The organism is Nostoc sp., from assembly GCF_036917465.1.
Classification (GTDB): Bacteria; Cyanobacteriota; Cyanobacteriia; order Cyanobacteriales; family Nostocaceae; genus Nostoc.
On the sequence record NZ_JBALDL010000094.1, the window covers coordinates 90,461 to 101,070 of the forward strand.

The following is a 10,610-nucleotide window of genomic DNA, read 5'->3' on the forward strand; positions in this document are numbered from 1 at the left end:
CCTGGCGGTTGAGGGAACTGGATTTGGCGGCACAATGCCCCTGTCGCAATTGTCGAAGGGGATAAGGTTTTTCCTCTGATGCCACAAAAGAAGGGAAGCAGTAACTTCCCTTCTACTCTTTATCGAGCTAGTGTAGTGAACTACTCCTAGTAGCTATAAAGCTGAACTAGGAGCTTCTGTAATCACGGGGGAATGCCTAAAGTTAGACATTGAAGGTGGGGACTTCCGCGACTCGTTAACTGAGAGTGATTTCTTATCGATAGTTAGACTCATGTCTAAGATGCCATTCCCGTTTCTCATGTTCTCTACGTTGCCATTCACGGCGATCACGTTCTTCGCGCTCTCTACGTTGCCATGCCAGCCTCCTTTGTTCTCGTTCGCGCCACTCATGTTGGTGATTATTTCCCAAAATTACTTCTACTTGAGCAGATGCACGCTCTGCTAAAACACTTGAAGTTAGTAAAACGCCTAACAAACAAGATGAGAGAATTCTTTTCATGTTCATAAAGAGATACCTTTGATTGAACCAGAAATCTATAGTTTTAGACTTCTTTCTTCCACAAAAGGTTCAATTAGGGGAGACGCTTTCAAACAATACTAGCCGTGTTCTTAATTACTCCTTATCTGGCGTACTTCATCCATATATAGTAATAATTACCAAATTTTAAAAAACTTTTCCCAGTCCCCAGTTCCAAGTATTGAGTCTCAAAGCGGCGAGGAGTTGAACCTTTTTCCCATTCATTCGGTCTAATAAATACCAGCAACGAAACGGATAGAGGAGAACGCCTCAAGTGTTAGTTGTGCCAGCCGAGGTTTCAAAAGCAAATCAATTGATTGGTGAATCAGAAAGCGAATCTGACAGTTATCTAGTAAAGCAGTGCCTACGGGGTGACACCCAAAGCTACGGTCAGCTTTACCGTCGCCATCAGCAAAGAATAAGGTCAATCCTCTACAAACTCTGTACTCCCGCCAGCCTGGATGATGTGGTGCAGGAAGTGTTTCTCCTAGCCTGGAAAGGATTGCCCAAGTTTCGCCAAACAGCAAAATTTTCCACATGGCTGTACCGAATCGCTTGGAACGTGGCTTGTGACCAGCGACAGGCAGATGTTAAAAGGCGAACTCAATTACAGATTCTGAGTGAAAAAGCTCCTACCCAACAGGAAGCCCCAGAGTTGATGAATTTGCATTATCAAGACCTTGTGCAACGGGGACTAGCAAACCTAAGTTTTGATCATCGGACGATATTGGTTTTGCATGATTTGGAAGAAGTACCTCAAAAAGAGATCGCACAAATCCTAGACATTCCACTAGGAACAGTCAAATCACGCCTATTCCATGCTCGTTCTGCCATGCGTCAATTTCTCCAAAACCAAGGAGTACAGCTTTGACTCAGCCACCCGATGATGATTCTCACCTAATTAATTTTCTGTGCCAACATCGCCCAGAAGTTCCGCCAGTTTCACCTGATTTAGAACAACAAATTTTACAACAGGTGAAAGCTTGTCCTTTGCCACCCTTACGCCACTATTCAAGGTTGAGCTTAGTTCTGCCTGTTGCTGCTGGATTAGTAGCTGCTATAGTTGGCTACCGTGCCTTTATACCCGCTCAACCGAGTCCGGCTGAACTTGCTACATTGGAAACTTTTATTGAAAGTAATTGGCAAGGTACAGTCAGTAACCAACATCTGGAAAGTGATGTATGGCATTTTACAGACTTAGATACTGAATAGGAGATCGCTTTCATGTTAATCCGTCGTGTTTCCATTTTGGCGATCGCAATGATTGCCGTTAGTAGCACTATTGCTCTGGCCAAGCCAACTTTACTTTCACGCCAAATCATTGCCCAAACCCCCATAAGTATACCTCGGACAAATGGTGGTAAATCAGGAGGATGGCTCAAGGATTTGAATTTGACATCCCAGCAACTGCAAAAGATTAAGGAAATTCGTAATCAATCTAAACAGCAAATAACCCAAAAATCACAAGAGATACGTCAAGGACAACAGGAATTACATGACCTGATAGCAGGGACAGCTACTAAAGAGCAAGTGCGGGGTAAATATAACCAAATTAAGCTTGTAAAGCAACAGCTTGCTGATACCCAATTTGAAAATACCCTTGCTATCCGAGAAATCTTGAACCCAGAGCAACGGCAGAAATTTGCTGAACGTATGTATAAGAAAAATCCTCCACCTCCAGCACGGCAAAATTAACTTTATGACTGTAAAGCCGAAATATTGGGTGTTGTTAGTGTTAATCTTACTGGGAGGAATTCCCCCCAGTAATGCAGCTTCCACACCTGTTAACCCAAAAGTATTACATATAATTAATCGCCTCAGTTTTGGCCCTCGTCCGGGAGATGTGCAAAGAGTGGAGTCTATGGGTGTAGAGCGATACATTCAGGAACAACTCTCACCCGAATCGATTCCCGAACCGCAAAGTCTCACCAGCCAACTAAAACAGTTAGATACTCTCCAATTGAATCCGGTAGAACTCTTAGAATATGGCACAACTAATCTTCCAGGACAAAAACCCACCCAGTCTGAAAGAAAAGCTGCCAACAAAAGGGCTAAACAGGTTCTAGATATGGCAGTCCAGGCGCGATTATTAGAGGCAACAAGCAGTCAGCGACAACTCCAGGAAGTGATGGTGGACTTTTGGTATAACCATTTTAATGTGGATGCTGCTAAAGGACGCGATCGCCTCTGGGTGGGAGCTTATGAACAACAGGCGATTCGACCTTACACTTTGGGACGCTTTCGTGACCTGTTAGGGGCAACCGCTCATCATCCAGCTATGCAGTATTATTTAGACAACTTCCAAAATCGGGCTGACAGCCGCCCTGATGCCCAAGGTAATATTCGAGGTTTGAATGAAAACTATGCCCGCGAACTGATGGAGCTACACACTCTCGGCGTAGATGGAGGCTATACTCAGCAAGATGTGATTGCTCTGGCGCGGATTTTAAGTGGTTGGGGTTTTAGCCGTCCCGGTCAGCAAATAGATAATAGTTTCGGATTTTACTTTAATCCAAAACGTCATGATTTTAGCGACAAAGTTTTCCTGGGACACACAATCAAAAGCGGTGGTGAAGCCCAAGGGGAGGAAGCTTTGGATATTTTGGCTCGGAATCCGGCGACTGCACGTCACATCAGCTATCAGATAGCTCAATATTTTGTCAACGATGTTCCCCCGACTGCTCTAGTAAACAATCTCACACAACGTTATCTTGCCACTGATGGCAATATTCGTGAGGTTCTCAACACCCTATTCCACAGCCGGGAATTTTGGGATGCAAAAAACTTTAATGCCAAGTTTAAAACACCACTTCAATACGCTATCTCTGCGGTACGAGCCACAGGTGTGGAAGTAAATAACACAAGACCGATCTCCAATCTGCTGCAACAGTTGGGAATGCCCCTATACGGTTGCCAAACTCCAGATGGTTACAAAAACACAGCAGATGTGTGGTTAAATCCTGATGCAATGAATCGCCGCCTCAGTTTTGCTTTGGCGATCGCTAATGGAAATTTACCCTTATCAAGCATCCCCCCAAATATGGGACAGCAGACAATTGGCACAGGGCAAAGACCTTTACAAAAGTCTCCCAGTATTCCTGTAGATGCTTGGCAACTAACCAATACGTTGGGCAATTCTTTTTCAACAAAAACGCAGAAAGCGATCGCCTCTAGTTCCCCTCAAATTCATAGTGCTTTAATTTTGGGCAGTCCAGAATTTATGCATCGTTAGTTACACAATTGGGCATTGGGCATTGGGCATTGGGAATCAGCCTTACGCTTTGCGATCGCGGTTCGTTAAAAAAATAATTTTCACAACTCATAGTAATTTTAATTATGAAAAGACGTGACTTCTTAATCCAAAGTGGAATTTTTTCAGCTGCCGCAATTACAGCCATAGCTAGCAATGCTTGGGTAGCGAGATCCGCTACCCAAAATAGTAACCAGAAGCGCTTGATTGTAATTTTCCTTCGTGGCGCGGTAGACGGTTTAAACATCGTAGTTCCTTATTCAGAGGCAGCTTACTATCAAGCTCGACCGCAAATTGCTATTCCTCAACCAGGAAAGGAAGGGGGAGTAATAGATTTAGATGGACGCTTTGGGCTACATCCAGCATTAGCTTCTCTGATACCCGAATGGCAGCAGAACAGTTTGGCATTTGTTCATGCTTGTGGTTCTCCCGATCCAACTCGCTCTCACTTTGATGCCCAACAATATATGGAAAACGCTACTCCTGGCGATAAGCATACTCAGGATGGTTGGATGAATCGTTTACTAGGGGTGATTTCTCAAAAAACACCTATCCAAGCAGTAAGTGTCGGAGAAACAACACCCTGGATTTTTTCTGGACGGATGCCTGTAGCTAACATTGCATCAGGGAGAAATGCTAACAGACCTCTGCCAATAGATCGTCCTCAATTAGCAGCAGCATTCGATCGACTTTATAGCAGTAATGATGCTTTAAGTCAGACCTATCACCAAGGACGAATGGCGCGTCAGGCCATCATGAGTGACCTAGATAGTGAAATGAAAATGGCCAATAATGGTGCGCCTTCACCTGATGGCTTCGCCAGCGATGCCCAACGATTAGCGCAACTAATGCTCAAAGACCCCAGAATTGAGTTAGGGTTTATGGCTTTGGGGGGTTGGGATACTCATGTCAATCAAGGTAACACTCAAGGACAGTTAGCTCGGAACTTAAAAAAATTGGGTTCTGGTTTGGCAGCTTTAGTAAAAGGTTTGGGGAGCGTTTACCAGAATACGACAATTGTCGTGATGTCCGAATTTGGTCGTACAGTCAAGCAAAATGATAACGGTGGTACTGACCACGGTCATGGGAATGTTATGTGGGTTTTGGGCGGTCAAGTTCGCGGCGGTAAAGTTTACGGTGAATGGCCTGGTCTATCTACAGCCCAGCTTTACCAAGGTAGGGACTTGGCTATTACCACTGATTTTCGGGATGTTATCTCTGCCGTGTTAGAAGATCATCTACATCTCAATCAAGCAAAATTGAATCAAGTGTTACCAAATTATGCATCTACTCAGAAAGTAGCATTAATTGTCAAGTAAGCAATTCTGATTGTTAGGTTTGATCGGTTTCTGGTGGCAACCGCCAAACTAGAATAATAGAAAAAATCCCCTTTCGATAATATGTTTTGGAGTCAGAATAGGTAAATGAGATAATCCCTGAGCAAGTTTGGCAATTTGGCATCTCATATCTTCGGGTTGCAGTTTAAATAGAGATATCAACACAACGGGAGAGTGAAGAAGTTGTACGAGGGATAAGGTAAAACTTTCCGCTTCTGCTGTCCCGGCTATGCCAGTTGTTAGTTGAATGCTGTAGAACGGCTCTACATGATTGATACAGCATTCAATTGAGTTCAGTTCCCGCTCTACAACTGGCTAGAAATCAACAAAACCAAATAGAATTTCAAAAGATGAAAGATATGCAGTATCTTCGAGACAATTATAATTTGGTAATAATGTAATTGGTAAACTGACAATTTTTTGGAAAAACGAAAGTTGGCGATTTCCCCAAATAAAACTTTTTAGAATTCGCCCGATCGCGGAATGTCTTATCACTGAGGGAAATGATTGATGCAAGCTCCAGTAGATTTTGCCGAGATCACAGCAGAAACTCCGACGCTCTTAAGCGTAACTGCCGAATACCAAGCTATCCAGGCGCAGTTTAACCAGGCTCAAACCTCTGAGCAACGAAAGGCTGCCTTTCAACAGTGGGATGCCTTACGATGCAGACTCAGTACGTGGAAGGAACTCACGCAACTGCACTTTCACCAAGATACGCAAAATCCAGAGTACAAAACTGCCTTAGATTATTGCAGCGAACTTTCACCATCTCTGACTGCCCTTGAAGTAGATATAAAACGGTACCTGATTCACAGCCCCGATCGCGCCGAGTTAGAACAAAGCTTGGGACGGCAAGCCTTTTTGCTGTGGGAAGCAGACATCACAACTTTTGAAGAAGCGATCGCAGCAGATTTAGTTGAAGAATCCAAACTCATCAATGAGTATACCAAACTGATCGCCTCGGCAAAGCTAGATTTTCGGGGTGAACAAGTAAATTTATCGGGTTTGCAACCCTATATGCAAAGTAAAGAGCGAGACATTCGCCACCAGGCAGAACAGTGTCGCTGGCAGTTTTTTGAGCAGAATCAAGATCGCTTCGATCAACTGTTCGATCGATTGGTAAAACTGCGCGATCGCATGGCAAAAAAGTTGGGCGATGAAAACTACATTGCGCTAGGATATCGTCGAATGCGACGGGTGGATTACAATCAAACCGATGTTGAACGCTATCGAGATCAAGTAGTTCAAGAGGTCGTTCCCTTAGCGATGGAGCTAATTCAGCAACAGGCAAAACGGCTTAATCTAGACACCTTGTATTTCTGGGATGAGTCTGTCTTTGATGCAGAAGGTAGTCCGGCTCCGATGGGCAATCATGACTGGATGCTGCAACGGGCGCAAGAAATGTTTGATGCCTTGAATCCATCGCTGGCAAGCTTTTTTAAGATGATGGTTGAGCAGCATTTACTGGATTTGCAAAACCGTCCCGGAAAAGCAGGAGGCGGATTTTGCACAAGCTTTCCAACATATAATGCTCCCTACGTGTTCGCAAATTTCAATGGCACAAAAAACGACGTGCAGGTGTTTGTTCACGAAATTGGTCATGCCTTCCAAATGTGGCGAAGTCGCCATTTGCCAGTTTTCGATTACCTGTGGCCTACCCTAGAATCGTGTGAAATTCACTCCATGAGTTTAGAGTTTCTCACCTATTCGCAAATGGAAAAGTTTTTTGGGGATCAAGCCGATCGATTTCGGAGGCAGCATCTAGCGTGGTCGATTCTATTTCAGCCTTATGGTGTGGCAGTGGATCATTTTCAGCATTTAGTATATGCGAACCCAGAAGCAACGCCACAAGAACGACATCAAATGTGGCAACAAATGGAAGCTCGTTATCTGCCTTGGCGTAAATATGGAGATTTGAACTACCTCAACAAAGGCGGACTCTGGCAAGAAAAACAACACATTTACTGCTCACCCTTTTATTACATTGATTACACCTTGGCGGGGTGTTGCGCCTTGCAGTTTTGGGTGAAAGCAGAAGAAAATTATTCGCAAGCATTGGCGGAGTATATTGCATTATGCGATCGCGGGGGTTCTGCATCCTTTCGAGAATTAGTGCGATCGGCAAATCTCATTTCTCCCTTTGAAGCTGGCGCACTTTCTCAAGTCGTTAAAAAAGTGCGTCAGACTTTGAAGGCTGGCTGATTGACCTCAGAATACTTTACGTACTTCTAGATGGGCAAGAATATCTGAGCGATCGCGCCATACAGGACGCAATTTTTTGTTGGCAAACATCTGTTGTCGCCCCATAAGCATCAATACCTGGAGCGGTGATTTGGGCTTCATACCACCAAAATAAATCTGACCAAGGTAGATTGGGTATTGGCTTATCTGCGATCGCAACTGCCATAACCAGCTTGATGATTACCTATGGAGAAATTAACGTTGTTACGAGGTTTGGCTAGATTGCTCAAACCCAATAGTGGTACGGTATATCTTGATGGAACATCCATTTTTAATCTTTCTACCAAAGAAGTAGCGCAGCAGTTAGGTATTTTACCCCAGGGGCCAGTAGCACCGGAAGGTTTAACAGTGCGAGATTTAGTAGCACAAGGACGTTACCCTTATCAAAATTAGTTGCAGCAGTAGTCGGCAAAAGATGAAAAAATCGTACAGCAGGCACTAGAAATTACAGATTTGTTGATAATTGGCAGATAGAGCATTAGATACTTTATCTGATGGACAACGACAAAGAGCTTGGATTGCAATGGCGCTGGCGGAAGATACAGATATTTTACTTTTAGATGAACCGACTACTTTTTTAGATTTGGCACACCAGATAGAGATTTTGGACTTACTGTATAAGTTAAACCAAACTCAGGGACGAACAATGGTAATGGTACTACATAATTTAAATCAGGCGTGTCGTTATGCTGATTACTTAGTTGCAGTCAAAGATGGTCGAATTTTTGCTGCTGGGGAACCAAAGTTAGTCATGACTCAAGAAATGGTTCAAGAAGTTTTTAAGTTGGAATGTCAGATTATTCTCTATCCTATTGTAGAGACACCGATGTGTTTACGTATAGAACGCAAGGAAAAAGCAAACAATAAACCAATTTACTTAAATTCCTAATGCAATTTATGGTAATACAAAACGGCGTAAATCCAGCTTCGCTCATATTGTACTAAGTAAGTGGGCGGAAATAAATTCAACTATGTTACAAAACGTAAACGAACTTCAAACTCTTACCAATGACCAATGACAGCCCCCACTAGTTAGCTTTAATTGCACCGACCTACTTAAAGATATCGCTCTGATCAATCACCTAACTACAAACTATAAACAGTCGTGACAATCACATCAAAATCTCCTATAGCACCTAATAAGGCTAGCAATTCAGCCCATCCTTTACAGCGCGTGCTGAAATATGGAAGACGCTATCGCCAACAAATTTGGCAAGCAATATCATTTTCAATCATTAATACGATATTAGATTTAGCACCACCGTGGTTGATTGGTACTGCGGTAGATATTCTCGTCAAGAAGGATGATTCCCTAATTGCAAAATGGGGAGTTAAAGATATATTTTCACAATTTTTGTTGCTTTCATTTATCACTGTCATTATTTGGGTATTTGAATCACTTTCTCAGTATGCTTACGATCGGCTGTGGCGTAATTTAGCTCAAAATATTCAGCATCATTTACGCTTAGATACTTACAACCACGTACAAGAATTAGATTCAGCTTACTTTGAAGAAAGCAGCACTGGAAACTTGATGTCAATTCTAAATGATGACATCAACCAGTTAGAAGATTTTTTAAATTTCGGAGCTAATGACATCATTCAGATTAGCACCTCGCTGATAATTTTAACTATTGGTGCTTTCTGGATTTTACCTCCCTCCATTACCTTAGCAGTAATCCTACCAATGCCATTTATTGTTTGGGGTTCTTTAATTTATCAAAAGCGCCTAGAAGTTCGTTATGCTGATGTGCGGAATAAAGTAGGTTTTCTGAACTCACGACTCGCAAATAATCTCAGTGGAATTAACACAATTAAGAGTTTCACTGCTGAAGCTTATGAAAGTGCTAGATTAGCTGAGGAAAGCGAAGCATATAGAAAAAGTAACATCAAGGCAATCAAACTTTCGGCTGCATTTATTCCCATAATTAGAATGCTAGTTTTAATTGGGTTCACAGGCTTACTATTTTGGGGAGGTATGGCAACATCTGCTGGGATTATATCGATTGGTAATTACAGTGTTTTACTAGTTTTAGTCCAGAGGTTATTGTGGCCATTGGTGTCATTAGGGAAAATATTTGACAAATATCAAAGATCAATGGCTTCTGTGAATCGGGTGATGAATTTGTTGGATACTCCCATCAATATTATTAGGGGGGATATATCTTTAAATGTTTCTCAATTACGTGGTGAAATTGATTTTCAACAAGTAACTTTTGCTTATCAAGAGAGAGAACCAGTAATTAAGAACCTATCCTTACATATTCCTCAAAGCCAAACTATTGCTATTGTTGGCTCTACTGGTTCCGGTAAAAGTACTTTAGTTAAATTACTATTGCGCTTTTATGATATTTCTTCTGGAAAGATTACTATAGATGGGATTGATATCCAAGATTTAAATTTACATGATTTGCGTCGCAGTATCGGTTTAGTAAGTCAGGATGTATTCTTATTTCATGGTACTATCGCTGAGAATATTGCCTACGGTACTTTTGATGCTAACGATGAACAAATAATTAATGCTGCCAAAATTGCTGAAGCCCATGATTTTATTATGCGACTCCCTCAAAAATATCAGACGATAGTTGGAGAACGGGGTCAAAAATTATCTGGTGGACAACGCCAAAGAATTGCGATCGCTAGGGCTGTGGTAAAAAATCCACCTATATTAGTCTTAGATGAAGCTACATCAGCAGTGGATAATGAAACCGAAGCGGCAATTCAGCGTTCTTTAGAAAAGATTACTGTTAATCGAACAACCATAGCTATAGCTCATCGTCTTTCTACTATCCGTAATGCTGATTGCATTTATGTAATGGAATATGGCGAGTTAGTTGAGTCGGGAACCCATGAAGAGTTGTTAGATAAGAATGGGATTTATGCTAATTTGTGGCGTGTGCAATCGGGGATAAAATCTAAGTGAGAGTGTTGCTCAAATTGTGTATAAATCATCTTATCAATAATTATTTTATGTTAGATCCTTAAATCTAAAGAAGCTTGTCAACAGCGCTGAATATAGCCGGAAGTAGAGAGTCAGGAGGCATCTTTATTCTGGCTCCTGACTCCTCAAAACTTTAAAAGTGAAACTTAAATGGCTATTGGCTTAATAACTAGTTACTGAACAAATCTAAATCCGTTACAGCACCAATACTGCTAGAAGACACCAATTTGGCATATTTTGCCAACACACCTTTGGTATAACGGGGGGCGGGGGGTTTCCAGTTGGCACGGCGATGGGCTAATTCTTCTTCAGATATATTCAACT

Annotated in this window: 9 protein-coding genes and 1 pseudogene; 8 read left to right on the forward strand and 2 right to left on the reverse strand. The window is 42.2% G+C overall.

The features are described from left to right. Nucleotides 1-253: 253 nt before the first annotated feature. Nucleotides 254-505: a hypothetical protein gene (locus V7K38_RS25735; RefSeq protein ID WP_334861957.1), complete on the reverse strand. Its 252-nt coding sequence runs from the start codon at nucleotides 503-505 to the stop codon at nucleotides 254-256. Between the two features lie 295 nt (nucleotides 506-800). Here V7K38_RS25735 and V7K38_RS25740 point away from each other — a divergent pair, with 295 nt between their 5' ends. The 6 genes from V7K38_RS25740 (at nucleotide 801) to V7K38_RS25765 (ending at nucleotide 7,306) form a co-directional block, all read left to right on the forward strand. Beyond that, entirely contained in the window at nucleotides 801-1,388 is a 588-nt protein-coding gene (locus tag V7K38_RS25740; protein WP_334861959.1) for a sigma-70 family RNA polymerase sigma factor, read from the forward strand. Beyond that, entirely contained in the window at nucleotides 1,385-1,729 is a 345-nt protein-coding gene (locus V7K38_RS25745) for a hypothetical protein (protein WP_334861961.1), read from the forward strand. The genes V7K38_RS25740 and V7K38_RS25745 overlap by 4 nt, the downstream gene beginning before the upstream one ends. A gap of 12 nt (nucleotides 1,730-1,741) precedes the next feature. Further along, nucleotides 1,742-2,212: a Spy/CpxP family protein refolding chaperone gene (locus V7K38_RS25750; RefSeq protein WP_334861963.1), complete on the forward strand. Its 471-nt coding sequence runs from the start codon at nucleotides 1,742-1,744 to the stop codon at nucleotides 2,210-2,212. Nucleotides 2,213-2,216: 4 nt separating this feature from the next. Further along, nucleotides 2,217-3,749 carry a DUF1800 domain-containing protein gene (locus tag V7K38_RS25755; RefSeq protein ID WP_334861965.1) on the forward strand — a complete coding sequence of 511 codons (1,533 nt, stop codon included), beginning with the start codon at nucleotides 2,217-2,219 and terminating at the stop codon, nucleotides 3,747-3,749. Nucleotides 3,750-3,853: 104 nt separating this feature from the next. Further along, the gene (locus tag V7K38_RS25760) at nucleotides 3,854-5,086 is read left to right on the forward strand and encodes a DUF1501 domain-containing protein (protein ID WP_334861967.1); all 1,233 of its coding nucleotides are present in this window, start codon (nucleotides 3,854-3,856) and stop codon (nucleotides 5,084-5,086) included. A 528-nt stretch (nucleotides 5,087-5,614) separates the two neighbouring features. After that, entirely contained in the window at nucleotides 5,615-7,306 is a 1,692-nt protein-coding gene (locus V7K38_RS25765) for a M3 family oligoendopeptidase (protein ID WP_334861969.1), read from the forward strand. A 16-nt stretch (nucleotides 7,307-7,322) separates the two neighbouring features. On the opposite strand, the gene V7K38_RS25770 is transcribed toward V7K38_RS25765, so the two are convergent. After that, on the reverse strand, nucleotides 7,323-7,511 hold the full coding sequence (locus tag V7K38_RS25770) for a hypothetical protein (protein WP_334861971.1): 189 nt from the start codon (nucleotides 7,509-7,511) through the stop codon (nucleotides 7,323-7,325). Between the two features lie 26 nt (nucleotides 7,512-7,537). Here V7K38_RS25770 and V7K38_RS25775 point away from each other — a divergent pair. Further along, nucleotides 7,538-8,234: pseudogene (locus tag V7K38_RS25775) on the forward strand (ABC transporter ATP-binding protein); the annotation flags it as partial. 216 nt (nucleotides 8,235-8,450) lie between these two features. Further along, nucleotides 8,451-10,268 carry an ABC transporter ATP-binding protein gene (locus V7K38_RS25780; protein ID WP_334861973.1) on the forward strand — a complete coding sequence of 606 codons (1,818 nt, stop codon included), beginning with the start codon at nucleotides 8,451-8,453 and terminating at the stop codon, nucleotides 10,266-10,268. The last annotated feature ends 342 nt before the right edge of the window (nucleotides 10,269-10,610 follow it).

Excerpts from the sequence above, each read along its gene's own strand:
- V7K38_RS25735 (WP_334861957.1), bottom strand. The coding sequence starts at position 505 with ATGAACATGAAAAGAATTCTCTCATCTTGTTTGTTAGGCGTTTTACTA.
- V7K38_RS25750 (WP_334861963.1), top strand. The coding sequence starts at position 1,742 with ATGTTAATCCGTCGTGTTTCCATTTTGGCGATCGCAATGATTGCCGTT.
- V7K38_RS25755 (WP_334861965.1), top strand. The coding sequence starts at position 2,217 with ATGACTGTAAAGCCGAAATATTGGGTGTTGTTAGTGTTAATCTTACTG.
- V7K38_RS25760 (WP_334861967.1), top strand. The coding sequence starts at position 3,854 with ATGAAAAGACGTGACTTCTTAATCCAAAGTGGAATTTTTTCAGCTGCC.
- V7K38_RS25765 (WP_334861969.1), top strand. The coding sequence starts at position 5,615 with ATGCAAGCTCCAGTAGATTTTGCCGAGATCACAGCAGAAACTCCGACG.
- V7K38_RS25770 (WP_334861971.1), bottom strand. The coding sequence starts at position 7,511 with ATGGCAGTTGCGATCGCAGATAAGCCAATACCCAATCTACCTTGGTCA.